Source organism: Kitasatospora azatica KCTC 9699 (genome assembly GCF_000744785.1).
Lineage (GTDB): Bacteria > Actinomycetota > Actinomycetes > Streptomycetales > Streptomycetaceae > Kitasatospora > Kitasatospora azatica.
This window is the reverse complement of the sequence record NZ_JQMO01000003.1, coordinates 4,997,246-5,021,642: the sequence shown is the minus strand read 5'-3', so window position 1 is coordinate 5,021,642 and position 24,397 is coordinate 4,997,246. Positions and strand designations below refer to the sequence as shown.

The following is a 24,397-nucleotide window of genomic DNA, read 5'->3' as shown; positions in this document are numbered from 1 at the left end:
CCCAGTGCAGCGGACAATGGCCGCATGGCGGGACGGATCGAGGACTACGCCCTGATCGGGGACCTGCAGACCGCCGCCCTGGTGGCCCGGGACGGCTCGGTCGACTGGCTCTGCCTGCCTCGTTTCGACTCGCCGAGCTGCTTCGCCGCACTGCTCGGCGAGGAGCAACACGGCCATTGGCGACTGGCTCCCAATGACCCCGAAAGCTACCAGGTCTCCCGCAACTACCGGGACGGCACACTGGTGCTGGAATCCCGCTGGACCGCACCGGGCGGAACGGTGCAGGTCACCGACTTCATGCCGCAGCGCGAGGGCAATCCGCAACTGATCCGGATCGTCACCGGCCTGGCCGGAGAGGTGCCGATGGCCGGGGACCTTCGCCTGCGGTTCAACTACGGGCGGATCGTGCCCTGGGTGCGGCGCACCGACCACCACCGGGTCGCGGTCGCCGGACCCGACTCGGCCTGGCTGCGAGTCCCCGACGGGGTGCACACCTACGGTCAGGACGGCGCCACCCGCTCGGAGTTCACCGTCCGCGCCGGCGACAGCATCCCGTTCGTCCTCACCTGGCAGCCCTCGCACCGACCCGGCGCCCACCGGGTCGACCCCGCCCGCGAGTTGCGCGAGACCACCGAGCGCTGGCAGCACTGGGCCGACGGCTGCCGCTACCAGGGGCCCTGGCAGGACGCGGTACTGCGCTCGCTGATCACCCTGAAGGCACTGGCTTACGCGCCCACCGGCGGGATCGTCGCCGCGCCCACCGCCGCGCTCCCCGAGGTGCTGGGCGGCGAACGCAACTGGGACTACCGCTACTGCTGGCTGCGCGACTCCAGCATGACCCTGTCGGCGCTGCTGCGCGGCGGATTCCGGGAGGAGGCGGCGGCCTGGCGGCGCTGGCTGCTCCGGGCCATCGCCGGCGACCCCGGGGACCTGCAGGCGGTCTACGGCGTCGCCGGCGAACGCGGACTGCCGGAGACCGAGGCGGCCTGGCTGCCCGGCTACGCCGACTCGGCGCCGGTACGGTTCGGCAACGCGGCCGTCGGCCAACTCCAACTCGACGTCTACGGCGAGGTGGTGGACACCCTGCACCTGGCCTTCGCGGCCGGGGTCCCGATGGAGCGCCAGGTCTGGGGGCTGCTGCGCTCGCTGATGGCCTACCTGGAGACCCACTGGCGCGAACCGGACGAGGGTCTGTGGGAAGTACGCGGCCGCCGCCGGCACTTCGTCCACTCCAAGGTGATGACCTGGGTGGCCGCCGACCGCGCCGTCAAACTGGCCGAGGCCACCGGCCTGCCCGCGCCGCTCGACCGCTGGCGGGCACTGCGCGAGACCGTGCACGCCGACGTCTGCGAGCACGGCTACGACGAGCGGCTCGGCGTCTTCGTCCAGCACTACGGCGGGCGGGAGTTGGACGCGGCCACGCTGTTCGTGGTGAAGACCGGATTCCTGCCACCGGACGACCCCCGGGCGCGGCGCACGGTCGCGGCGGTGCGGGACCGGCTGGACCACGGCGGGTTCGTCCGCCGGTACCGGCAGGACGGGTTGGCCGGCACCGAAGGCGCCTTCGTGGCCTGCTCGTTCTGGCTGGCGGACGCGCTGGCCACGATCGGCGAGCGCGACCAGGCGCACGAGCTGTTCGACCGGACGGTGCGACTGGGGAACGACCTGGGACTGCTGTCGGAGGAGTGGGATCCGCTGACGGATCGTCAGCTCGGGAACACTCCGCAGGCGTTCAGTCATGTGGCGCTGGTGAACGCGGCGTTCACGCTGGCGGGGAGCTGAGGGCGCGTGAGCTGAACCGGCAGGGAGCTGAACCGGCGGGGAGCCGAGGGGTTACGGCTCCCCGCCGGTGTGCTCGTGGGGCCGGCGACTACTCGACGGTGACCGACTTGGCCAGGTTGCGGGGCTTGTCGACGTCCCGCTTGAGGGCCACCGCGGCGTGGTAGGCGAGGAGCTGGAGCGGGATGTTGAGCAGCAGCGGGTCCAGCTCGGGCTCGTTCTTGGGGATCAGCAGGGCGTGGTTGGCGAGCTTGGGGTCGGGAGCCCGGTGGGCGATGGCCAGCACGCGGCCGGCCCGGGCCCGGATCTCGCCGAGGGTGGTGAGGTTCTTGTCGAGCAGCTCGTCGTCCGGGACCAGGGCCACGGTGGGCAGTTCGGGGCTGATCAGGGCCAGCGGGCCGTGCTTCAGCTCGGAGGCCGGGTAGGCCTCGGCGTGCACGTAGCTGATCTCCTTCAGCTTCTGCGCGCCCTCACGGGCCACCGGGTAGCCGCGCACCCGACCGATGAACATCATGCCCTGGCAGTCGGCGTACTCGGCGGCGAGCTCGGCGATCTCCTTCTCCTGCTGGAGGATCTCGCGGATCTGGCCGGGCAGCGCCTTGAGACCCTCGACGATGCGGCGCCCGTCGGCCGGCGAGAGGTCGTTGATCCGACCGAAGTGCAGGGCGAGGAGCGCGAAGGCGACCACGGTGGAGGTGAACGCCTTGGTGGAGGCGACCGAGATCTCCGGGCCCGCGTGCAGGTAGATGCCGCCGTCGCAGGCCCGGGCGATCGCGCTGCCGACCGTGTTGACCACGCCGAGCACCCGGCCGCCCTTGCGCTTGACCTCCTGGACGGCGGCCAGCGTGTCGTAGGTCTCGCCGGACTGGCTGACCGCGACGTAGAGGGTGTCCGCCTCGATCACCGGGTTGCGGTAGCGGAACTCCGAGGCCGGCTCGGAGTCGGCCGGGATCCGGGCCAGCTCCTCGATCAGCTGGGCGCCCATCTGGCCGGCGTAGTAGGCGGATCCGCAGCCGATGATCTTCACCCGGCGGATGTCGCGCAGCTCGCGGGCGTCCATGTTGAGGCCGCCCAGGTGCGCGGTGGCGAACCGCTCGTCGAGGCGGCCGCTCAGGGTGCGCTCGACGGCCGCGGGCTGCTCGTGGATCTCCTTGCTCAGGAAGTGCGCGTGGCCGGCGGTGTCGTAGGAGTCGATCTCCCAGTCCACCGTGGAGGGCTGACGGGTCGTCGGGCGGGCGTCCTCGGTGAAGGTGCGGAAGCCCTCGGCGCGGATCACCGCGAGCTCGCCGTCCTCCAGGTGCACCACCTGGCGGGTGTAGCGGACCAGGGCGGCGACGTCGGAGGCGACGAACATCTCCTTCTCACCGATGCCCAGCACGATCGGGCTGCCGTTGCGGGCCACCACGATCCGGTCGGGCTGCTCGGCGTCGAGCACGGCGATGCCGTAGGTTCCGACCACCAGGGCGAGGGCGGCGCGGACCGCCTCCTCCAGGTCGGTGCCCTCGCCGGAGTGCGCGGCGATCAGGTGGACCAGCACCTCGGTGTCGGTCTCGGAGGTGAAGACGGCGCCCTCGGCGGTGAGGCGGGCCCGCAGCTGGTCGGCGTTCTCGATGATGCCGTTGTGCACGACGGCGAAGCGGCCGGCGTTGTCCAGGTGCGGGTGGGCGTTGGCGTCGCTCGGCTCGCCGTGGGTGGCCCAGCGGGTGTGGCCGATGCCGGTGGCGCCCTTGAAGCGGGCGGGGACGGTGGCGGCCAGGTCGGCGACCCGGCCCTTGGCCTTGCGCACCTTGAGGCCGGCGCCCTTCCCGGTGACGGCGACACCGGCGGAGTCGTAACCGCGGTACTCCAGGCGTTGCAGACCTTCGAGGAGGAAGGGGGTGGCGTCCTTGGGACCGATGTAGGCGACGATTCCGCACATGGGAGGGGTGGCTCCTAAGGGTGAGGGGTTTTCAGTTGACGGATGACGGTCGGCGGGTGACGGTCGAGGGATGACGGTCGGCGGATGACAGCTGACAGATTCTGAAATTTGTCAGCTGTCATCCGTCAGTGGTCACTGGTCGCTGGTCATCGCGCTATCCGTAGACAATGCGCCGCAGCTGCCGCGTCGACAGCTCCGGCGCGGCGACCCGGCGAGCCGGCAGCTCCTCGGTGATCCGGGCGAAGATCTGCTCGTTGGTCAACCCACGGGACTGGAGCTCCGCATGCCGGCGCTGCACGAACTCGGTGGCCGTCTCCGAGAAGTACGCCAGCACCTCGGCCACCACCCGGGCGGCCTCCCCGGGACCGAGCACGCTGGTCCGGGTGAGGTGCGCGAGCAGATCCGCGAAGAGCGGCTGCGGCGGCGGAGTACTGGGCACGGAGAGTGAGCCTAGGTCGAAGGCTCGAAAAAACAAAGAATCCTGCCCGGAATCGGGCAGGATTCGATGTCCACGTCATACGGATGCCCTAAACCGTCCAACGTCGGACCGTCCAACCTCGGGCTGGTCGACGTCGGGCCGTCCAACGTCGGGCCGGTCGACTTTCAGGCGACGACGCGGCCGCGAAGGATGATGCGGCTCGGGTGGCCGAGGGCCGCGGCGTCGAGCGTCGGGTCGGTGTCGTAGGCGACCAGGTCGGCGAGGCCGCCGTCCACCAGCCCGGGCAGACCGAGCCAGGACCGGGCCGACCAGGAGGCCGCGCCGAGCGCCGCCTCCGCCGACAGGCCGGCCCGCACCAGCCAGTCCACCTCGGAGCCGACGGTGCCGCACGGCAGGCTGTCGGTTCCGGCCAGCACGGTGACGCCGGCCTCGTGCGCCGCCCTGACATTGGGCAGCATGCCTTCCCAGCCGGCCAGCCACCAGTCCCGACCCGGTCCCGGCGCCGATGCGCGCCGTCGGTCCGCCCCGGCGCCGAGGACGCTGAGCGTCGGGACGAACGCGGTGCCTTGGGCGGCCATCCGGTCAATCAGCTCAGGATCCAGGTGCATGCCGTGTTCCAGACTGTCGACCCCGGCCAGCACGGCGTTGCGACTGCCCTCGGAGGTCTGGCAGTGCGCGGCCACCCGGCCACCGATCGCGTGCACGGCCTGCACCACGGCGGTGAGGGTCTCCAGCGGGAGCGCCGGCTGGTCGTGCTTCCAGTCCCCGATCACCTTGCACCACCCGGAGGAGGCCTTGACCTCTTCGACGGCGGCCTGCACCAGGTCGGCCTCGGTGACGTCCCGTCCGAAGCCGGGGAAGAACCGGCCGGGTGTGGCCAGCCAGCGTCCGGCCGAGCGGACGCGCGGCAGCTCCGGGTCCTGGTCCACCCAGTCCGGGATCCGGGAGGCGGTCCCGGGGGTGCGCACCAGCAGCACCCCGGCGTCACGGTGGTCGGTCAGGTGTCGGCGGAGCAGCTGCTCGCTGAACGGGCCTTCGCGACTCTCCGTCCCCGGGTGGGTGTGCACGTCGACCAGGCCGGGCAGCAGCCAGCCGCCGTCCACGACGAGCTCCGCACCCGGGACCGGTTCGGTCCGCAGTCGGTCCCCGTCGATCCAGAAGGACCGCTCCTCGCGCTCCGGCAGGACGATGCCTCGCACCTGCAGCACCACCGGCGACCACCCCTCATTCATCGCAATTCGTCGCACCGGCCGACGCCGCCGATCATATGAACGCTCGAGGTACCCGGACCCGAAAACCCGCAAGCCCTAAACCCGCAAGCCCGAAACGCGCAGGCCCGCAACGCACAGGCCTGACGCAGGTGACCTGCCCCCGCGGACTGGGTGGGCATCCGCGAGGGCAGGGCTGAGCGGCCGTCAGTTGCCGGTCGCGCGGACGCGGCGTCGGCGGCGGGCCGGCTGGTCGGGCAGCCAGCCGAAGGAGAGGCAGCTGCCGACCAGACCCAGCAACAGGCCGAACAGGAAGCCGCCGAGGTTGGAGGTGAGCCAGCTGGCCAGGGTGAGCAGCACCGCCAGGATGGAGTAGAAGAGCCGCTGCGCCGGGCTGAAGAGCAGCAGCAGCCCGCAGAGCACCAGCACGGCGGGGACCAGGTAGCCCGCCAGGCCCTGCATGCCGATGTGCAGGACGACCGGCAGCGGGGCCTTCTCGGTGAACAGGATCTCCGCGCCGGCCAGGGTGACCAGGGTGCCGCCCCAGAACGGGCGGGCGCCTCGCCACTTCTTGAAGCGCGTCACGGCGGCGTCGGCCATCCTCAGCAGCCCGTGTCGCTGAAGCTCAGGTGCAGGCCGGGCAGTTTGAAGGTGGCGGCCGTGGTGGCGTAGTTGTCCTGTCGCAGGTGGTCGATGGTCACCGTGTCCGCCTGCTGACCGAAGACGCCGGCCGGACCCTGGACGCCCGCCTTGGTGAAGGTGCTGGCGTCGCCGCCGATCTCGATGTTGTTGAAGGAGGCGTCGCCGGAGAGCAGGTCCGAGTCGGTGGTCAGTCCGGTGGCGGTCACCGGGGTGCTGCCGGTGCCGGCGGTGATCTTCAGGTTGGTGCCGCCGAGGTTGACGCTCTGGCACAGGTTGGTCAGCGAGGCGGACTTGATCGCGGAGACCGCGACCAGCACCTGGCCACCGGTGTTCCCGGCGTTCGGGCTGTTGTCGATCATGTTGTCCATACCGCCGAACTGCTCGAAGCCGGTGCCGTCGAGCTTGTCGGCGGTGACCGTGAAGGCCATGCCGGATATGGCGAACTGGGCGGCCAGCACGCCCTGCGCGGTGAGTGCCATCAGGACACCGCCGGCCACGCAGGCGGGGATCGCCATCAGCGCGGCGCGGCGCAGCCGAACCCGACCACGGCGCGGCGCAGCCGGGGTTCCGCTCTCAACGCTGCTCTCAGGGCCGCTCTCGGGGCCGCTCTCGGGGCCGTTCTCAGGGTGTGCTTCGGACGAGGCCATGACTGCTCCAGGAAGGGGGTGGGGAACCTGTGGTCACAGCGGCACGTTGCCCTGGCGCGGACAGCGCCCACGATGGGCGATCAACTGTCGTCTCTGGCAGGAGAATTGACGATCAATCAGGTATCGTGACAGCTTGCCCGGAAGTTACCTCGGGGTAGCCAGGGGGTCAAGGGTTCGCGCACGGCAGGACCGGCCGGCGCCAGCCCGCACCGGCCGCCTCGGCCTGCGCCAGTCGCCGTTCCGCCTCCGCCGGGCCGAAGAAGGGCGCCAGTGCGAAGTGGGCCAAGGTGGGGAGCAGTCCTGGAAGTTCGGCGTGTCGGCCGGCGGCGATGTAGCGGTAGATGGTCGAGTAGACGCCGCCCACCACGGTGTCCACCAGCAGCTCGGCCGAGACGCCGGTCGGCGGCTTGGGGCAGCCGACGAACAACCTCCGCAGCCGCACCCGAAGTTGCTCGCGAGCCAGCCGCCCGGCCGGCCCCACCGCGTCGATCTCGACCACGGCCATGGTCGCGAACGCGGGTACCTCGGCGAGGATCGCCAGCACCACGCGCAGAGAGGCGTGCACTCCCGTGCACCAGTCGGGCTGCGCGGTGAAGGCCTCCTCCATCCGGCGCACGACCACCGCGGTGCCGTGCCGGTGAGCCGCCAGGAAGGCCTCCTCCTTGCCACTGAACTGCTCGTAGAAGACCGGCCGGGTCACGCCCGCCGCCTGGCAGATGTCGCTCACCCGGGCGCCGACGTAGCCACCGGCGGCCACCGCCTGCACCACGCCGTCGAGCAGCCGCTCGCGTTGGGTGGCGGCCACCACCTCCGGCGGCAGCCGGCTGGGGCCACGCCGGATCGAGCGGGCCGGATCCCGCCCGCTGCGCTCCCCAGGAAGCGGGGCGCGCTCGCCTGATGGTGCCAATGTTCCTGCTGGAACGCCGAGTTCAAGATTTATCTGCAACTTTTGCACCATCCCTTGACGCTGCGGTGGGCCAGGCTTAGAACCTTCCCAGGTTTCCAATCCGTTCGGCGCTCTCGGCGCGGTCCAACTCCCCAGTATGGCGCGGAACATACCGCGCGGCGGTGGCAGCCGCCGGACCTGTCGACCCGAGCTCGCCACCTGGTCCAGTCCGCCGCACCACTCGTGGCGCCGAGTGCTGCGTGCGCGTCCCGCGGCCCACCCGCCGCGTCGTGAGGAGTCCTGCCATGGCTCGAACGAACCTTTCTCGCAAGCGAGTTGTATCCGTACTGGCGGCATCCGCAGCCGGCGTCCTGCTGGCTGCCGGCGGGCCCGCACAGGCCGTCAGCACGCCTGGCAGCACGCCCGTCAGCACACCCGGCGGCCCGTACGCCGGGATGGGCAACTGCCCGATCGCCTCCGGTCCGCTGCAGGAACCGAGTGATCTGCAGGTCGGCTGCGTGGTCTCGGTGACCCGGGCCGGCACTTTCACCATCGGTACCACGACTGTGCCGCTCACCTCGCCGATCACCCTGCAGTTCGGGGTCTACTGGGACAAGTCGGCCCCGCAGGTGACGTTCCCCGACGGGAGCAGTGCCAACCAGTACGCGACCGTCGCACCGAGCGGCGCGAAGCTGCTCACGGCGCAGCCCGCGCAGATCACCATTCCCGGAATCATCAACTTCCTGCCAGGCCTGACCAGCGTCTTCGCGCAGGTCGAACTGGCCGGTCAGGTCACCGACTTCACGCCGCTGGCGGCCGGCGAGTCGTACCCCGTCTTCAAGCTGCCGGTCAAACTGCACCTGTACAACGCCTTCTTCGGCGGCAACTGCTACATCGGATCGAACAGTTCGCCGATCGTGCTGCGGCCGACCACCGGCACCACCGCGCCGCCCGCGCCCGCCCAGCCGATGACCGGCGACCCGGGCACCATCGCCGTCAACACCGACCCGAACGGGTTCGGTTCGGTGATCGCCTCGTTCAGCGGCGCCACCCTGGTGGACAACACCTTCGCCGTGCCCGGCGCCTCGGGGTGCGGGCTGGGCGGCAGCCTGGACTGGATCATCGACCTGGCGATGGGCATCCCGGCCGGCGCCGGGAAGGGGTCGGTGAGCTTCCAACGGACCGACACCTCACTGGCGCTGGACGACAGCGTGAGCGACCTGACCGGCGCGCTCAACGCCTCCGCCGGGCATTGAATCGCCTCGGCTGAGCGCCGAACGCCTCTGTCCGGCACTGAACTTCTCCCCCACAAGGAACACTCCCCCACCCGAGAAACAAACCCGAGAAACAAGAGGAAACCCTCGTGCGCAATCGCCTCTACCTGGGCGCGGCGCTGGCCGCCGCCGCCCTGGCCGTCCTGCCCGCGCTGCCCGCCTCGGCGGCCGGCTCCTCCGTGCTGACCTACGGCAGCGCCGGTGGCAGCGCCGTCGCCCCCGGTGACGTGCTCACCGCCTCGCTGGCCGGTGGGACCGTCGCGACGCTCTACTCCACGGCTGCCGGCGGCACCGGCGTCAAGTGCGCCACCTCGGCGTTCACCGCCACCGTGGTCAGCAACCCGGCCGCGCCGGACACCGCGGTGGAGACGCTGACCAGCCAGACCTTCGCCAACTGCTCGGCCGTCAACGTCCCCGGCGTCCTAGGGGTGAGCAGCGTGACCGTGAACAACCTGAGCTACACCAACAACGTCAGCGACGCGGCCGGGAACCCGGTGACGCTGAGCGCCGGGACGGCCGGCCCGATCCAGACCACCATCGTGCTGCGCACCCTGCTGGGGACGGTGACCTGCAAGTACCAGGCATCGCCGACGAGTCTGTCGGGGACCACCTCCAACACCGCGCAGACCATCAGCTTCACCAACCAGTCCTTCGCCCTGAGCAGCGGGCCCGGCACCTGTTTCGCCAGCGGGTACTTCACCGCGGCCTACGGCCCGGTGCAGGACACCAGCCAGGCGGGCAGCCCGTCGGTCTACGTGAACTGACTGATCGTCAGCCAAACAGCCGGGCCGCCAGTTTGCGGGCGGCCACCAGCAGCGGGTCCCAGACCGGGGAGAACGGGGGTGCGTAGGCCAGGTCCTGGAAGAGGAGCTGTTCGACCGTCAGGTGGGCGCTCAGCGCCACCGCGCCGACGTCGATCCGCTTCCCGGCACCCGGTCCGCCCACCAGCTGTACGCCGAGCAAGCGCTTGCTCACCTGCTCGGCGAGCAGCTTGACGGTCATCGGGACGGCATCCGGGTAGTACCCCGCCCGGGTGCTCGCCTCGACCGTCGCCGTGACCCACTGCAGGCCGGCCGCCGTCGCCTGGCGCTCGGTCAGACCGGTCCGGGCGATCTCCAGCTCGCAGACCTTGGTGATCGCCGTCCCGACCACGCCGGGGAAGGCCAGCGCTTCGCCGGCCAGGTTGGCGCCGATCACCATGCCCTGCTTGTTGGCATGGGTGCCGAGGGCGATGTGCTCGTGGCGGCCGGAGACCAGGTGACGCACCTCCACGCAGTCGCCGCCCGCCCAGAGGCCGTCCACCCGCGCGCCCTCGGCGTCCAGCACCCGCATCCGCTCGTCCGTCCGCAGTCCGCCGTGGATGCCGAGCGCGAGGCCGGCCGCGCGGGCCAGGTCGCTGCGCGGGCGGACCCCGAGGCCGAGCACCACCAGCTCCGCCGGGTGTTCCCCCACCGTGCTGCGCACCGCGCGGGGCCGGCCGGACGGCCCGAGCAGCACCTCGACCGCCTCGGCGCCGGGCACCACCTCGATGCCGAGCTTGACCATGCCCTCCCGGACCAGCGCGCCGAGGTCCGGATCGAGGCTGGGCATCGGCTCGGGGGTGCGGTGCACCAGGGTCACCTGGTAGCCGCGCAGCAGCATGGCCTCGGCCATCTCGACCCCGATGTAGCCGCCGCCGACCACCACGGCGCGCCGCCCGTCCGCCGGACCGGTACGCGCCAGCGTGTCGAGCAGCGCCTCGCCGTCCGGCAGGGTGTGGACGGAGTGCACCCCGGGCGCGTCGAACCCGGGCAGTGCGGGCCGGACCGGCGCGGCGCCGGTGGCCAGCACCAGCTGGTCGTACGAGGTCCACCGCTGCTCGCCGGTGGCGAGCTCCCGGCTGCGGACCCGGCGGCCGGTCAGGTCCAGCTCGGTGACCTCGGTACCGGTGTGCAGGTCGATGCCCCGGGCGCGGTGCTGCTCGGGGGTGCGGGCGACCAGGTCCGAAGCCTCGGACACCAGGCCGCCGACCCAGTACGGGATGCCGCAGGCGGAGTACGAGGTGAACGAGCCGCGCTCGAAGACGGTGATCCGCAGCTCGTCCGCGCCGCGCCGGCGCCTGGCCTGCGAGGCAGCGGACATGCCGGCCGCGTCCCCGCCGATGACCACCACGTGCTCCACCATGCCCACTCCCCGCTCCGGTCCAACTGACCCTTCCACACTGTCACGGCGATCACCCCGCCTCAGCTCGGCGTCCGCCCGGCACGTCCGCCCAGCATCTTCGCCCGGCACGTCCGCCTGGCACGTCCGCCCGGCACGTCCGCCCGGCACGCGATAGTAGCCATGTACTCTATTTGCATGAGCGAGGTGGCGAACGGCCCCACGGCGGGCTTCCTGGTGTGGCGACTGTCGACCAAATGGCGGGTCGCCGTCGACCGGGCCCTCGGCCCGCTCGGGCTCACCCATGCGCAGTACACCCTGCTCGGCTCGCTCTACGGCATGGGGCGTGCCGGCCTGCGCCCCAGCCAGCGCGAACTGGCCGACCACATCGGGATGGAGGCGCTGTACGTCTCCAAGCTGGCCCGCTCACTGGAGACGGCCGGCCTGATCGACCGCACCCCGGATCCCGCCGACAGCCGGGCGGTGCGACTGGCGCTCACCGAGCAGGGTCGGCAGACCGCAGCGCGCGCGGTCGTCCTCGTCCGCCAGCTGATGGACCAACTGCTGGCGCCACTGGGCGGGTTGGACGGCGAGCGGACCGAGGCGCTGGTCCGCGAGCTGACCGCGCTGCTCGAAGCACCGCTCGATTTCTGAGACCCGGCCCTGCGGGGACCGGGTCGGCGGTCAGATCGGCCAGGTCGGCGGTCAGGTCTGCAGAGTCGGCGGTCAGGTCTGCCGGGCCACCGCCCGTGCCTCGGCGAGGGCCAGGCCGGTCACCGAGAGCAGCAGTAGCACGGTGCCCGCGACGGTGGCCGCGGCGCGGTGCTCACCGAGCAGGGCGACGGCGATCAGGGCAGCGCTGACCGGCTCGATCAGGGCGATCACGGCCGCGGTGGTGGCGCGGACCACGGCGACGCCGGCGAAGTAGAGGCTGTAGCCGAGGGCGGTGGGCACGGCGGCGGTGTAGACGAGCAGGGCGAGGGTGCGGGCCAGGCCGTCCGGCCGGGGCCAGAGCCCCTCGCCGGCGGCGAACGGGAGCAGGACGACCGCGCAGACGAGGAAGGAGTAGAAGGTGGTCGCGAAGGCCTCGGGACCGTTGGCGGCGGTGCGGCGGCCGTAGAGGGTGATGCAGGCGTACCCGGCGGCGGAGCCGAGCGCCCAGGCCACCCCGGCCGGCCGCACCTCGTGCGTACCGGCCCCGCCGAGCATCAGCACCGCGAGACCGGTGACCGCTCCCGCCACCGCGACCAGGCCCGCCACACCGAGCCGTTCCCGCAGCAGCAGGCGGGCGCCGAGGGCCACCAGGACGGGTGCGGCGCCGAGCGTGACCACCGTGCCGACGGCCAGCCCGGTCCCGTGCACCGCCTCGAAGTAGGCGACCTGGAAGAGCGTCAGCCCGAGTCCGTTGACGGTGAGTCGGGTGAGCCCCGGGCGTCGGAGCAGGGCGGCGCGGCGGCCACCGGTGGCGGCCGCGAGCAGCAGCAGGACGACGCCGCCGGCCGAGCGCCAGAAGGTGAGCGCGATCGGGCCGAGCCCGCTGCGGCCGAACAGCAGCGCGGCGGCGGCACCGGCGGTGCCCCAGGCGGTGGCGGAGATCAGCAGGTAGAGCAGCCCTCGCCCGACGGGCAGCGGGCGCGCAGCGGCGAGCGAAGTAGCGAAGGGTGTCGCAGACACAGGGGTTCTCCCACGGAAGACGTGAACCGGTCGGTGATCGCGTCTGCGGGCAGCACCGGCCGCCCCGGGGACTCACCCCGGGTCGGGGTCTTCGTGGCCTCGCCGCCCGCCTAGCGGGCGGGAGGTGGCAGAACTGCGCTGGTGGGCATGGGAGCGAGGGTACCCGAAGGAAACCGGTGACCGAGGGGCGGTCGCCGCGGTCCCAACCGGCGGTACGCCGCAGGCCCGCGGTGACCGACCGGTAGGCTGCCCCACGCAACCGTCCTGAGCTGGGAGGAGACCCCGTGAGCAGCGCCCCCGCGATACCCCTGGTGACCGTGGTGGGGATCGGGGCCGACGGGTGGGACGGACTCACCGGGACGGCTCGGCGGGCGCTCTGCGAGGCCGAGGCGGTGATCGGCGGCGCACGGCAGTTGGGGCTGCTGCCGTCCGAGGTCGAGGGTGAGCGGCTCGCCTGGCCCAGCCCGCTGCGCCCGGCCGTGCCGGGCCTGTTCGCCGACCTTGCCGACCGCCGGGTGGCGGTACTGGCGAGCGGCGATCCGATGTTCTACGGGATCGGTCGCACCCTGACCGAGGAGCTCGGCGCCGAGCGTCTGCGGGTGCTGCCGCACCCGTCCGCCGTCTCCCACGCCTGCGCGCGGCTGGGCTGGGCGGTGGAGGAGACCGCGACGGTGAGCCTGGTCGGACGGGACCCGGCCACCCTGACCGGCGCGCTGTACGACGGGCGGCGGCTGCTGGTGCTCAGCGCGGACGCGCGCACCCCGGCCGTGGTGGCCGAGCTGCTGCGCGAGCGCGGGTACGGGCCGAGCGGGATGCGGGTGCTGGAGCAGTTGGGCGGTCCGGCGGAGCGGCAGCTGGCCGGGACGGCCGACGACTGGACGCACCCGGCCGGCGACCCGCTGAACCTGGTGGCGGTGGACTGCCGGGCGGCGGACGGCGCCGTCAGGGCCGCACTGGTCCCCGGTCTGGTGGACGAACTGTACGAGAGCGACGGGCAGCTGACGAAGCGTCACATCCGTGCGGCGACCCTCGCCGCGCTGGCGCCCGCGCCCGGCGAACTGCTCTGGGACATCGGCGGTGGCTCCGGCAGCATCGCGATCGAATGGCTTCGGGCGCACCCGAGTTGCCGAGCGGTGAGTGTGGAGCGCGATCCGGTGCGGGCCGAGCGGATCGTGCGCAACGCGCGGGCGCTGGGCGTGCCGCGGCTGACCGTGCTGACCGGGAAGGCACCCGCCGCGCTGGCCGAACTTCCGGTGCCCGACGTGGTGTTCATCGGTGGCGGGCTCACCGCGCCGGGCCTGTTGGAGACCTGCTGGTCGGCGCTGCGCCCCGGCGGCCGACTGGTCGCCAACACCGTGACGCTGGAGTCGGAGGCCCTGCTCACCGAGTGGTACCGGCGCCACGGCGGCGAGTTGGTCAAGCTGGCCGTCGCGCATGCCGTACCGGTCGGTGGCTTCACCGGGTGGCGGCAGGCGATGCCCGTGACGCAATGGTCGGTTGTCAAGCGAGGAGATGCCCAGTGACCGTCTACTTCATCGGTGCCGGACCCGGCGCCGCCGACCTGATCACCGTGCGCGGCGCGCGGCTGCTGGAGCGCTGCGGGGTCTGCCTGTACGCGGGCAGCCTGGTGCCGACCGAACTGCTGGAGCAGTGCCCGGCGGACGCCCGGCTGGTCGACACCGCGAAGCTCAACCTGGACGAGATCACCGCCGAGTTGGTGGCCGCGCACGAGGCCGGGCAGGACGTGGCCCGACTGCACTCCGGTGACCCGTCCGTGTTCAGCGCGGTCGCCGAGCAGATGCGCCGGCTGGACGCGGTCGGCGTGCCGTACGAGGTGGTCCCGGGCGTGCCCGCCTTCGCGGCGGCGGCAGCCGCGCTGAAGCGGGAGCTGACGGTGCCGACGGTCGGGCAGACGGTGATCCTGACCCGGATCGCCCAGCAGGCCACGCCGATGCCGCCGGGCGAGGACCTGGCCACCCTGGGGCGCAGCGGGGCGCTGCTGGTGCTGCACCTGGCGGCCCGGTATGTGGACCGGGTGGTGGCGGAGTTGCTGCCGCACTACGGCCCCGAGTGCCCGGCGGCGGTGGTCGCGATGGCCAGCCGCCCGGACGAGCTGGTGCTGCGCGGCACCCTGGCGGACATCGCCGATCAGGTGAAGGCGGCCGGGGTGATCCGCACTGCGGTGATCCTGGTCGGCCGCACCCTGGGCGCGGAGCAGTTCCGCGACAGCCACCTCTACTCCTGCGACCGGGACCGCTCCTGCCAGCCGTAGCAGCGGACGCAAAGCCAGCCCTCTCGGTTGGCCGAGCGGTTCGCCTAGCGGTTCGCCAGCGGTGCGCAGCGGCCGACGACGGTGCCGGCGCGGTCGATGCAGATGACGTCCACCGCGACCGGCGCCTCGCGCAGGACGCCCAGGGCGGTGGCCCGGGCGGCCTCGGCGACCGCGTCACCGAGCGGGATGCCGGCGGCGCCGCAGAGTTGGACCGCCTCGAGACCGGTGTTGGCGCCGGCCACGGCGGCGACCAGCTCGGCATCGGCACCCGCCGTGCGGGCCAGCTCGGCCAGGAAGCCCTTGTCCACCTGCGAGCGGGCCGAGTGCAGGTCCAGGTGGCCGGCGGCCAGCTTGGAGAGCTTGGCGAACCCGCCCGCGATGGTCAGCCGCGCCACCGGGTGCCGGCGCAGGTACTTGAGCACGGCGCCCGCGAAGTCGCCCATGTCCAGCAGAGCGTCCTCCGGCAGCCCGTACTCGGCCACCGCGACCCGCTCCGAGGTGGAGCCGGTGCAGCCGGCCACATGGGTGCGTCCGGCGGCCCTGGCCACGTCCACGCCCCGGCGGATCGAGTCGATCCAGGCCGAGCAGGAGTAGGGGACGACGATGCCGGTGGTGCCGAGCACCGAGAGGCCGCCGAGGATGCCCAGCCGCGGGTTCCAGGTGCTGCGGGCGATCTCGGCGCCGTTGTCGATGGAGATCTCGATCTCGACGTCCCCGGAGCCGCCGTGCCGAGCGGCGACGGCCGCGACGGTGTCGCGCATCATCTGCCGCGGCACCGGGTTGATCGCCGGCTCGCCGACCGGCAGCGGCAGTCCGGCCTTGGTGACCGTGCCGACGCCCGGTCCGGCCCGGAAGACCACGCCGGTGCCGGGCGCGCCGAGCCGCACGGTGGCCCGCACCACCGCACCGTGGGTGACGTCCGGGTCGTCCCCGGCGTCCTTGACCACGGCCGCCATGGCGGCCTGGCCCTCCGTCAACTCCTCGCCGGCCAGGGCGAAGGCGGGCTGCTGGCCCTTCGGCAGGGTGATCACCACCGGGTCGGGGAACTCGCCGGTGAGCAGCGCGGTGTACGCGGCCGTGGTGGCGGCGGTGGCGCAGGCGCCGGTCGTCCATCCCGACCGCAGGCCGCTGCTGCGCAGTTGCTCGGCGCGGCCGCCGGCGGCCCCACCCGTAACCTCAGACATCCATACCCCCACTGGAGGAACCCGTGCGGCACATCCTGATCCTCGGCGGCACCACCGAGGCCCGGCAGCTGGCGGCCGCGCTGGCCGCCGAGCCGACGGTGCGGGTGACCAGTTCGCTGGCCGGCCGGGTGGCCGAGCCGCGGCTGCCGGCGGGCGAGGTACGGGTGGGCGGCTTCGGCGGTGCGGCCGGCCTCGCCGACTGGCTGCGTGAGCAGCAGGTGCACACCCTCATCGACGCCACGCATCCCTTCGCCCAGGTCATCAGCCGTAATGCGGCCGAGGCGGCCGCCGCCGTCCATGTTCCCCTGCTCGCCCTGCGCCGGCCCAGCTGGGTCCCGGTCCCGGGCGACCGCTGGCACGAGGTGGACTCGCTCGGGCAGGCCGCGGCGCTGCTGTCCGGCCTGGGCCGGCGGGCGTTGCTGACCACCGGACGGCTCGGGCTGTCGGAGTTCGCGGGCGTCACGGACGTCCATCTGGTGGCCCGCTCGGTCGAGCGGCCCGACCCGCCGTTCCCGCCCCGGCTGACCGTGCTGCTGGAGCGCGGCCCGTTCACCCTGGAGGGCGAGCGGGAGGTCTTCCAGGAGCACCGGATCGATGTCCTGGTGACCAAGGACAGCGGCGGCGCGGCCACCGCGCCGAAGCTGGCCGTGGCCCGTGAGCTGGGGCTGCCGGTGGTCGTGGTGCGCCGGCCCGCGCCTCCGGCGGGCGGCACCGAAGTGGCTGATGTGGCCCAAGTACTGGGCGAGTTGGGTCTGCTCTGAGGTAGCTTCGACTGGTTCGAACACTTGTCGAGAGGAGCCCCTGGTGGCCCGTAGGAACCCGAAGGACATCGTGGTACCGGACCAGCGCGGCCGGCTGACCGTGGTGACGGGGGCGAACAGCGGGATCGGCTTCGAGACCGCCCGGCGGCTCGCGCTGGCGGGCGCCGACACGGTGCTCGCGGTGCGCGACCCGGCCAAGGGCGAGGCGGCCGCAGCGCGGATCAGGGCCGACGGCGGCGAGCGGGTCTCGGTCGCCACCCTGGACCTGGCCAGCCTGGACTCGGTGGCCTCCTTCGCCGACGTGCTGCTGGAGCGCGGCCGCCCGGTGGACCTGCTGGTGAACAACGCGGGCGTGATGGCGGTGCCCACCAGACACACCACCAAGGACGGCTTCGAGCTCCAGTTCGGCACCAACCACCTGGGCCACTTCGCGCTCACCGGCCGCCTGCTGCCGCTGCTGCGGGCCGCCGCCCGGCCGCGGGTGGTCACGGTGAGCAGCCTGGCCGCCCGGCGCGGCCGGATCGACCTGACCAACCTCAACGCCGAACGCCGCTACCGTCCCTGGGACGCGTACGGCCGCGCCAAGCTGGCCAATCTGATCTTCGCCCAGGAGCTGGACCGGCTCAGCGGCCGGCACGACTGGGGTATCCGCAGCGTGGCCGCACACCCGGGCTTCACCCGCACCAACCTGCAGCGCAGCGGCCCGCTGATGGGGCGCGAGGCCGGCGCGTTCAACCCCGGCGAACTGGTGCTGCAGCTGCCCGGCCTCGCCCAGGACCCGGTGTACGGCGCGCTGCCGAGCCTGGTGGCCGCGACCAGCGAGCGGGCGGTCGGCGGCGGCTACTACGGTCCGGACGGCCCGTTCGAGCTGACCGGCCTGCCGGCCGCCGCGCGGGTGCCGCGCCGGGCCCGGGACCTCGCCACGGCAGCGCGGCTGTGGACGGCCTCGGAGCAGCTGACCGGCGTGGCGTTCCCGGCCTGAGCGCGCTGTGGAGCCGGGCCGAGGCGTGCGGGCGGTGGGAGCGTTCCCGCGCGAGCAGGCGGGCGAGCTCGGCCCGCCAACGGCGTCGGGATCAGCCCGCCGGGGGCGCCGGGCTCGGTCCGCCGATGGCGTCGGCGTCAGCCTGTCGACGCCGTCGCGGCGCCGCTGATCCACAGCGCCCAGGCGAGCTCGTACGCCCCGCTGCGACCCGCCGTCAGCTCGCGCTGCAGCAGCCGCTCGGCGGTACGCAGGTGGTCCAGCACGGTCTGGTGGTGCAGACCGAGCGCGGCCCGGGTGTCACGCGCGTTGGCCCCGGCCGTCACCCAGCCGGCCAGGGTGCGCAGCAACGGCCGACGGTCCTCGGCGAGCGGCGCCAGGAAGGCCTGGGCCCAGGCGCGGGCGGCCTCGCCACCGAGCACCGCCGCCAGCGGGGGCGGCGGGGGCGGCGCGCTGCCGGCCGGCACCGGTGTCGCGGCGGCCGGCGGGCGGGCCAGCAGCTGCAGCGCGAGGTCCAGCAGCGCCCGGTCCCGGAACGATCCCCAGTCCAGGCCGAGCGCCTTGACGCCGCGTTCGATCCGCCGGGCCACCGTGTTGCGGTGCACGTCCAGCATCCGGCCGGTCTGCGCGTGGCTGAAGGCGAGTGCCAGGCGGGTGGTCTCGATCACCTCCTCGCGCTGCTCGCGGGGCAGCGCGAGGACCGGCTGCAGCAGTTCCTCGGCCCAGCCGCGCGCGGGGTCCTCGAGCAGCTGGGCCAGCGGGGTCTGCTCCTGGTAGAGGGCGTACCGCTGGGGCAGTCGGCGGGCCACGGCCAGCGCGTTGTACGCCTCGCGGTAGGCGTCGGCGGTGCGGCTCAGCTCGACGGTGGTGCTGCCTCCGAGGTGGTGGTCGAGGCGGTCGACGAGCGCCCGGCGCAGCGCCAGGCCGGTCGGGCACCAGCCGGACTCGTCCAGCGGGGTGCGCGGTCCGAGCGGGGTCAGCACGATCAGCTGGGTCTCGTGCGCCGGACAGCGGATCACCAGCGCGCTCCCGGCGAGCACCTCGCCCAGCAGTTGGGCGGTCTCGTCGCGGTCACTGCCGGCGCAGTCGACCAGGTAGATCCTGGCGGTGTCGAGGGTCAGCACGCCGGGGGCCAGCGGGGCGGCGGTCCGCCGGGCCAGCGTGGTCTGACCGCCCATCAGCAGCTGGAAGGCGGCCACCCGGAGCGAGGCCGAGACCTCCCGCAGCCTGGCCCGCTCGGCGGCCGACTCGCGGGCCTCCAGCAGCCGGTCCAGCACCGTCTCGGCGTGGCCGACCAACCGGGCCTCGGCGACGCTGAGCGGCGCCGGGCGGCGCAGTGCGAGCACGGCGCGGGCGGGTCGGCCGATCGGGAAGAGCCGCTGGGCCGCGGGCAGTTCGACCTCGGGCAGTTCGACCTCGGGCGGCGCCGCCTGGCCATCAGCGGCGACGTCTGCGGCGGCGTCAACGTCGGTGTCTGCGGCGGCCGTGAGGGTCAGTCTGAGGTCGGCGTCCAGGGCCCGGGCCAACCAGGAGACCACCCGGTCCGGGCCCTCGGGACGGCCGGACTGCACCCGGAGCTGGCCCAGCAGATCGTCGAGCCGACGGGCGTACTGGTCCAACTCGCTGTGCTGGCCCATCGGCCACCACTCCCCTCCTGGCGCGACGCAGTAGCAACGGACGGTCGTGCACCGTGTGCAGCGGTGAGGGTCGGCGGGCGACCGGGGGTGCACGGATGAGGTACCGGGGCGGATCTTCGGCACGTACTGTCTCAGGTGTCGACGTCGGTCGGGCCGGTTTCTGCCGCGACCGCACGTGGCACGGCCGGCTGCCGCGCGGGGGACGGCAGCCGGTCGCCTCGACGGCCGGACTTCCTGAGCCCCTTCCCCGGGCTGAGGACGCGGGTGCTCGGGTCGGAACCGCCCTGAGCGGTGCCGGCTCGGGCACTCCCAGCCTTCCTTGTGCGGGTGAGCGTGGCGCGAGCCCGACCGGACCCCCACCCGGCCGGGCTCGGCGCTACCGGTTCGTGTCCGGGTAGCGGCGCGGCGTCCAGACCACCTCGGTGCCGTCGCCGCGCTGCACCGCCTGGGTCTGCGAGGAGCCGATCAGCAGGATGGTCCGCATGTCCACCTCGGTCGGGTCGAGCTCGCCGAGCCGGACCGTCCGCACCCGCTCGGTCGGGCCGCCGACGTCACGGGCCAGCACCACCGGGGTGTCCGGAGCGCGGTATTCGAGCAGCAGGTCGCGGGTCAGGCCGACCTGGGTGGTGCGGCTGCGCGATCCGGGGTTGTAGAGCGCGAGTACCAGGTCGGCGGCGGCGGCCGCGCGCAGCCGGTCGGCGACCACGGCCCAGGGCTTGAGCCGGTCGGAGAGCGAGACCACCGCGTAGTCGTGGCCGAGCGGCGCGCCGGCCCGGGAGGCGGCGGCGTGTGCGGCGGTCATCCCTGGCAGGATCCGCACCGGCACCTCGCGGTACGGTTCGGCGCTCGCCGCCTCCAGAACCGCGGTGGCCATCGCGAAGACGCCCGGGTCCCCGGAGGAGACCACCGCGACCCGGCGGCCGCGCCGGGCCAGGTCGAGCGCGAACTCGGCCCGCTCGGCCTCGACCTTGTTGTCCGAGCCGTGCCGCAGCTGGCCGGCCCGGACCGGCACCCGGTCCAGGTAGGTGGTGTAGCCCACCAGGTCGGTGGCGTTGGCGAGTTCGCCGCGCGCCTCGGGGGTCAGCCAGAGCGGCCCGGCGGGACCGGTGCCGATCACCACCACCTCGCCGCGGACCGGCTCGGGCTTGGGCTGGTTGAGCCGGCTGGGCAGCACGGCCACCGAGAAGTAAGGGACGCTCTCCGGGTCCACCTCGGCCAGCGGGGCGGTCCGCTCCCCGTCCATGGTGGCGCGCTCGACGTACCGGGCCTCGTCCAACCGGCCTGCTCGCTCCAGGGCGCGGCGCACGGTCGGGAAGGTGCGGCCGAGCTTCATGATGACGGCGGAGTCGGTGGCGGCCAGTCGGGCCGTCAACTCCTCCTCGGGCAGCGTGCCCGGGATGATCGTCAGCACCTCCTCGGCCTCGACCAGCGGCGTGCCGAGCCGGGCGGCGGCGGCGCTGACCGAGGTCACGCCGGGCACCACCTCGGTCGGGTAGCGGTGCGCCAGGCGCTTGTGCATGTGCTGGTACGAGCCGTAGAACAGCGGGTCGCCCTCGGCGAGCACCGCCACGTCACGGCCGGCGTCCAGGTGGGCGGCCAGTCGGGCCGAGGCCTCCTCGTAGAAGTCCTCCAGCGCGCCCCGGTAGCCGCCCGGGTGGTCGGTGGTCTCCACGGTGATCGGGTAGACCAGCTTCTCCTCGATCTGACCGCCCGTCAGATACCGCTCGGCGATGGAACGGGCGATCGAACGGCCGTGCCGGGCACTGTGGTAGGCGATCACGTCGGCCTTGCCGATCAGCTCGGCGGCGCGGACGGTGAGCAGCGAGGGGTCACCGGGGCCGAGGCCGACTCCGTACAGCCGGCCGGTCATTCGACCTCACTCGCAATCGCGTTGAGCGCGGCGGCGGCGATCGCGCTGCCGCCGCGACGGCCGCTCACCACGATGTGCTGCAGGCCGGACGGGTGCTGAGCAAGCGCTTGCTTGGACTCGGCCGCACCGATGAAGCCCACCGGCACGCCGATCACCGCGGCCGGGCGCGGCGCACCCGCCTCGATCATCTCCAGCAGTCGGAAGAGCGAGGTCGGCGCGTTGCCGACGGCCACCACCGAGCCCTCCAGCTTGTCGTGCCACAGCTCCATGGCGGCGGCGCTGCGGGTGGTGCCGAGCTCGGCGGCCAGGCCCAGCACCCGCGGGTCGGAGAGCGTGCAGACCACCTCGTTGTCGGCCGGCAGTCGCTTCCGGGTCACCCCGCTCGCCACCATCGAGACGTCGCACAGGATCGGGGCACCGGCCCGCAGCGCGGCCCGCGCGTCGGCCACCACGTTCGGGGTCCACAGCAGGTCGGCGACCAGGTCGGTCATCCCGCAGGCGTGGATCATCCGCACCGCGACCTGGGCCACGTCGGCCGGCAGCCCGGCGAGGTCCGCCTCGGCGCGGATGGTGGCAAAGGACTCGCGGTAGATCGCCGCGCCGTCCTTCTCGTACTCGATCACGTGGTCCTCCGAGCGGCGGCGACCGCTGCCGCTGTTTGTTGGTTCGTCACTTCTGTTGCGGTGTCCGGTGTTTGGGCTACTCGATAGGTGCCGTTCGCGGTGGCCAGCACGTCCACCCACTCCCCGCTCGGGTGGCCGCAGCGGCGCTCGCAGCCCGACCAGTGCACGGGAAGTCCGCCGAACTCGGTGGTGGCGTCCAGGGCTGCGGCGGCGTCGGCCCGCACGTCGGCCAGCGACTTGGCGCAGCCCGGCGCGCCGGTGCAGGCGGTGGCCTGCTCCCACGGCGAGGCGGGGTCGGTGCGCAGGCCGGCGGCGGCGAGGTCGGCCGCCCGCTCGACGCCCGGCAGGACGACGGTGCGCCAGGGAGTGACCCGCAGCTCCTCGCGCGCGGTGTCGGCGAGCAGCCGCCACTGGGCGGCGGTGGCGCGGCCGAAGCGCAGGCCGACGCCGAGGGCGCCGGGGTGCGGGCCGACGGTGGGGCGGGTGCCGGGGAAGGCGGGGAGCGGACGCGGGGTCAGGCCGAGCGCCGCGGTGATGCGCTCGCCCGTGGGGTCGACCTCGCGGACCCGCCAGGCGCCGTCGGCGAGCGCGAGGAACTCCTCGGCGGCGCGCAGGGCGGCGTGCGGGCCGTCCGTCACCTCGGCGGCGTTCCCGGCTCGACCGAGGCGCAGCAAGGCAGTCCCGTCGGGCCGAGCGATCAAGGTCACATCGGCGTCCAGCGAGGCGACGTCGCCGCGTCCGCCGTCCAGGGCGAAGAGGAAGCGCCCGGAGAGCCCGCGGGCCGTGGCGCTGCCCTGCAACAGCTCGTCCAGCTCGCGCACCCACGGCCGCAGGTCGGGCCCGCTGCCGTCGAGCCCGGCCAGCGGCGAAGCGACGATGTTGCGCACCCGGTCGTGGGTGTCCGAAGGAAGCAGGCCGGCGTCGCGCAGCCGCGCCGCCAGCTCTCCCCCGCAGTCCGTGGCCAGCCCGCGCAGCTGCACGTTCCCGCGCGAGGTGGCCTCCAGCTGACCGTCCCCCAGCTCGGTGGCCGCCCGAGCCAGCGCGTGCGCCTGATCCGGCGACAGCAACCCACCGGGCACCCGCACCCGGGCCAGCGCGCCGTCGTCGGCCTGGTGCAGCCGCAGCGCCCCCGGACAGGCGTCGTCCCGTCCCCGCCCGGCCCGGATCGGGGCAGGCTCGAAGGCGGCGGGTGAGGGTGACATGGCCGCGAGCATACCGATGATCTGACCGCGCGTATGCCCCGCATCAGGCGTGATCCACGTCTCGGCCCGCCGGTCCGGCCGCCGCACCGCCTTCTTCGCCTTCTTCCCCGACCGGCGAGCGCCGGAGTGCGCCGGAGACTGGTGCGGCGAGTGGGGCGGTAGTGAGGACTGGGGCAATCGATGTCTTATAGCGTTAAGTTCCAGGATGGGTAGCGCTTGACCCGACCTATACGAGCTCATACGGTCATCGTGAGTCATACAGAGTGTCCGTTCACGGGGGAACGGGGCACCGATGACGGTCGAGCGTTCCGCTCTGACGCCGAGTCAGCTGCCGAGTACCCCCGTGGTTTCCAGCGGGTAGTCATCATCCTTGGCAGAATTGGATTGTCGATATGTCTGAAGCCTTGACCGGCCGGGTCGCCGTGGTCACCGGTGCGGCAAGCGGTATCGGTGCCGCGACCGCGCGAGTGCTGGCCGAGCAGGGGGCGAAGGTCGCGCTGCTGGCCCGGCGCCAGGACCGGCTGGAGGCGGTGGCCGCGCAGATCGCCGAGGCCGGTGGAGAGGCGCTGGTCGTGCCGGCGGACGTCACCGACGAGCGGTCGATGGCCGCCGCCGTCGAGCAGGTGGCGCCGCTGGGCACCGTGGACCTGGTGGTGACGGGGGCCGGGTCGATGCTCACCTCGCCCTTCGACCTGGGCCGCGCCCACGAGTGGGACCGCATGATCAGCACCAACCTCACCGGGCTGGTCCGCACCATCCACGTCTTCGAGCCGCAGCTGGCCGAGGCCGCCCGGGCCGGGCGCCCGGCGGACGTGGTCAACATCTCCTCCATCGGCGCCACCGCCGTCGCGCCGAACTTCGCCCTGTACTGCGCGACCAAGGCGGCGGTCAGCCACCTCTCGCGCAACCTGCGGACCGAGTTCGGCCCGAAGGGGATCCGCGTCACCGCCTTCGAGCCGGGCGTGGTGGACACCGAGCTGATCTCGCACGTGGACGACGCGCCGTCCAAGGAGTGGCTGGAAGGGCTGATCAAGTCGATCGACGTGCTCTCCGACCGGGACATCGCGGAGCTGATCGCGTACACCGTGGGGCTGCCCAAGCACATCAACCTTTCCCAGGTCGTGGTCATGCCCACCCAGCAGGCCTGAGCCGACCCAGCCGAACCGACCCACCTGAACCGACCCAGCTGAACCGACCCAGCTGAACCGACGCAGCTGAACCAACCTCAGCTCCAGCACGGGCCCCAATCATCCGGCCCGCCCC

At 73.2% G+C, this 24,397-nt stretch carries 22 protein-coding genes; 9 read left to right on the top strand and 13 right to left on the bottom strand.

Features of this window, described 5'->3' with window-relative positions:
* Nucleotides 1-24 precede the first annotated feature (24 nt).
* On the top strand, nt 25-1,782 hold the full coding sequence (locus tag BR98_RS33015; RefSeq protein ID WP_035850743.1) for a glycoside hydrolase family 15 protein: 1,758 nt from the start codon (nt 25-27) through the stop codon (nt 1,780-1,782).
* 88 nt (nt 1,783-1,870) lie between these two features.
* On the opposite strand, the gene glmS is transcribed toward BR98_RS33015, so the two are convergent.
* The 6 genes from glmS to BR98_RS32985 all read right to left on the bottom strand — a co-directional run bounded on the left by glmS (nt 1,871) and on the right by BR98_RS32985 (nt 7,438).
* Nucleotides 1,871-3,697, bottom strand: a complete 1,827-nt coding sequence (glmS, locus tag BR98_RS33010; RefSeq protein WP_035850740.1) for a glutamine--fructose-6-phosphate transaminase (isomerizing) — start codon at nt 3,695-3,697, stop codon at nt 1,871-1,873.
* A gap of 154 nt (nt 3,698-3,851) precedes the next feature.
* The gene (locus BR98_RS33005) at nt 3,852-4,136 is read right to left on the bottom strand and encodes a hypothetical protein (protein WP_035850739.1); all 285 of its coding nucleotides are present in this window, start codon (nt 4,134-4,136) and stop codon (nt 3,852-3,854) included.
* 164 nt (nt 4,137-4,300) lie between these two features.
* Nucleotides 4,301-5,335, bottom strand: a complete 1,035-nt coding sequence (locus BR98_RS33000) for an amidohydrolase family protein (RefSeq protein ID WP_232247783.1) — start codon at nt 5,333-5,335, stop codon at nt 4,301-4,303.
* A 216-nt stretch (nt 5,336-5,551) separates the two neighbouring features.
* The gene (locus BR98_RS32995; protein ID WP_035850736.1) at nt 5,552-5,944 is read right to left on the bottom strand and encodes a DUF6114 domain-containing protein; all 393 of its coding nucleotides are present in this window, start codon (nt 5,942-5,944) and stop codon (nt 5,552-5,554) included.
* A gap of 2 nt (nt 5,945-5,946) precedes the next feature.
* Nucleotides 5,947-6,633, bottom strand: a complete 687-nt coding sequence (locus tag BR98_RS32990) for a DUF6230 family protein (RefSeq protein ID WP_035850733.1) — start codon at nt 6,631-6,633, stop codon at nt 5,947-5,949.
* Between the two features lie 166 nt (nt 6,634-6,799).
* Complete coding sequence (locus tag BR98_RS32985) at nt 6,800-7,438, bottom strand: TetR/AcrR family transcriptional regulator (RefSeq protein WP_232247781.1); 639 nt, start codon at nt 7,436-7,438, stop codon at nt 6,800-6,802.
* A 536-nt stretch (nt 7,439-7,974) separates the two neighbouring features.
* Between BR98_RS32985 and BR98_RS32980 the strand changes: the two genes are divergently transcribed.
* Both BR98_RS32980 and BR98_RS32975 read left to right on the top strand, forming a co-directional pair.
* A complete protein-coding gene (locus tag BR98_RS32980) occupies nt 7,975-8,775 on the top strand; it encodes a hypothetical protein (RefSeq protein ID WP_051970674.1) in 801 nt (266 codons plus the stop codon).
* Nucleotides 8,776-8,882: 107 nt separating this feature from the next.
* The gene (locus BR98_RS32975; RefSeq protein WP_051970672.1) at nt 8,883-9,557 is read left to right on the top strand and encodes a Tat pathway signal sequence domain protein; all 675 of its coding nucleotides are present in this window, start codon (nt 8,883-8,885) and stop codon (nt 9,555-9,557) included.
* Nucleotides 9,558-9,564: 7 nt separating this feature from the next.
* On the opposite strand, the gene BR98_RS32970 is transcribed toward BR98_RS32975, so the two are convergent.
* Nucleotides 9,565-10,956, bottom strand: a complete 1,392-nt coding sequence (locus BR98_RS32970) for an FAD-dependent oxidoreductase (protein WP_035854655.1) — start codon at nt 10,954-10,956, stop codon at nt 9,565-9,567.
* Between the two features lie 174 nt (nt 10,957-11,130).
* Here BR98_RS32970 and BR98_RS32965 point away from each other — a divergent pair, with 174 nt between their 5' ends.
* Nucleotides 11,131-11,586, top strand: a complete 456-nt coding sequence (locus BR98_RS32965) for a MarR family winged helix-turn-helix transcriptional regulator (RefSeq protein ID WP_035850727.1) — start codon at nt 11,131-11,133, stop codon at nt 11,584-11,586.
* Between the two features lie 72 nt (nt 11,587-11,658).
* Here the strand turns inward: BR98_RS32965 and BR98_RS32960 are convergent, their stop codons facing one another.
* Complete coding sequence (locus BR98_RS32960) at nt 11,659-12,606, bottom strand: DMT family transporter (RefSeq protein ID WP_051970670.1); 948 nt, start codon at nt 12,604-12,606, stop codon at nt 11,659-11,661.
* Between the two features lie 284 nt (nt 12,607-12,890).
* On the opposite strand from BR98_RS32960, the gene cbiE reads away from it, so the two are divergent.
* Both cbiE and cobM read left to right on the top strand, forming a co-directional pair.
* Nucleotides 12,891-14,129: a precorrin-6y C5,15-methyltransferase (decarboxylating) subunit CbiE gene (cbiE, locus tag BR98_RS32955; protein WP_232247779.1), complete on the top strand. Its 1,239-nt coding sequence runs from the start codon at nt 12,891-12,893 to the stop codon at nt 14,127-14,129.
* Nucleotides 14,126-14,878 carry a precorrin-4 C(11)-methyltransferase gene (gene cobM / locus BR98_RS32950; RefSeq protein WP_035850723.1) on the top strand — a complete coding sequence of 251 codons (753 nt, stop codon included), beginning with the start codon at nt 14,126-14,128 and terminating at the stop codon, nt 14,876-14,878. Before cbiE ends, cobM begins: the two co-directional genes overlap by 4 nt.
* 44 nt (nt 14,879-14,922) lie before the next feature.
* On the opposite strand, the gene BR98_RS32945 is transcribed toward cobM, so the two are convergent.
* Entirely contained in the window at nt 14,923-16,062 is a 1,140-nt protein-coding gene (locus BR98_RS32945) for a cobalt-precorrin-5B (C(1))-methyltransferase (RefSeq protein ID WP_035850721.1), read from the bottom strand.
* 23 nt (nt 16,063-16,085) lie between these two features.
* On the opposite strand from BR98_RS32945, the gene BR98_RS32940 reads away from it, so the two are divergent.
* The gene (locus BR98_RS32940) at nt 16,086-16,823 is read left to right on the top strand and encodes a cobalt-precorrin-6A reductase (RefSeq protein ID WP_035850719.1); all 738 of its coding nucleotides are present in this window, start codon (nt 16,086-16,088) and stop codon (nt 16,821-16,823) included.
* A gap of 43 nt (nt 16,824-16,866) precedes the next feature.
* Nucleotides 16,867-17,805 (top strand): SDR family oxidoreductase, encoded by a 939-nt coding sequence (locus BR98_RS32935; protein WP_035850717.1) that lies wholly within the window; start codon nt 16,867-16,869, stop codon nt 17,803-17,805.
* 137 nt (nt 17,806-17,942) lie between these two features.
* Here the strand turns inward: BR98_RS32935 and BR98_RS32930 are convergent, their stop codons facing one another.
* The 4 genes from BR98_RS32930 to cobG form a co-directional block, all read right to left on the bottom strand.
* The gene (locus BR98_RS32930) at nt 17,943-19,439 is read right to left on the bottom strand and encodes a helix-turn-helix domain-containing protein (RefSeq protein WP_051970668.1); all 1,497 of its coding nucleotides are present in this window, start codon (nt 19,437-19,439) and stop codon (nt 17,943-17,945) included.
* A gap of 376 nt (nt 19,440-19,815) precedes the next feature.
* Nucleotides 19,816-21,309 carry a precorrin-2 C(20)-methyltransferase gene (locus BR98_RS32925; RefSeq protein ID WP_035850713.1) on the bottom strand — a complete coding sequence of 498 codons (1,494 nt, stop codon included), beginning with the start codon at nt 21,307-21,309 and terminating at the stop codon, nt 19,816-19,818.
* On the bottom strand, nt 21,306-21,932 hold the full coding sequence (locus tag BR98_RS32920) for a precorrin-8X methylmutase (protein WP_035850710.1): 627 nt from the start codon (nt 21,930-21,932) through the stop codon (nt 21,306-21,308). Before BR98_RS32920 ends, BR98_RS32925 begins: the two co-directional genes overlap by 4 nt.
* Entirely contained in the window at nt 21,929-23,146 is a 1,218-nt protein-coding gene (gene cobG / locus BR98_RS32915) for a precorrin-3B synthase (RefSeq protein WP_035850708.1), read from the bottom strand. The genes BR98_RS32920 and cobG overlap by 4 nt, the downstream gene beginning before the upstream one ends.
* Before the next feature lie 380 nt (nt 23,147-23,526).
* Here cobG and BR98_RS32910 point away from each other — a divergent pair, with 380 nt between their 5' ends.
* Nucleotides 23,527-24,282 carry an SDR family oxidoreductase gene (locus BR98_RS32910; RefSeq protein ID WP_035850706.1) on the top strand — a complete coding sequence of 252 codons (756 nt, stop codon included), beginning with the start codon at nt 23,527-23,529 and terminating at the stop codon, nt 24,280-24,282.
* Nucleotides 24,283-24,397: the final 115 nt, after the last annotated feature.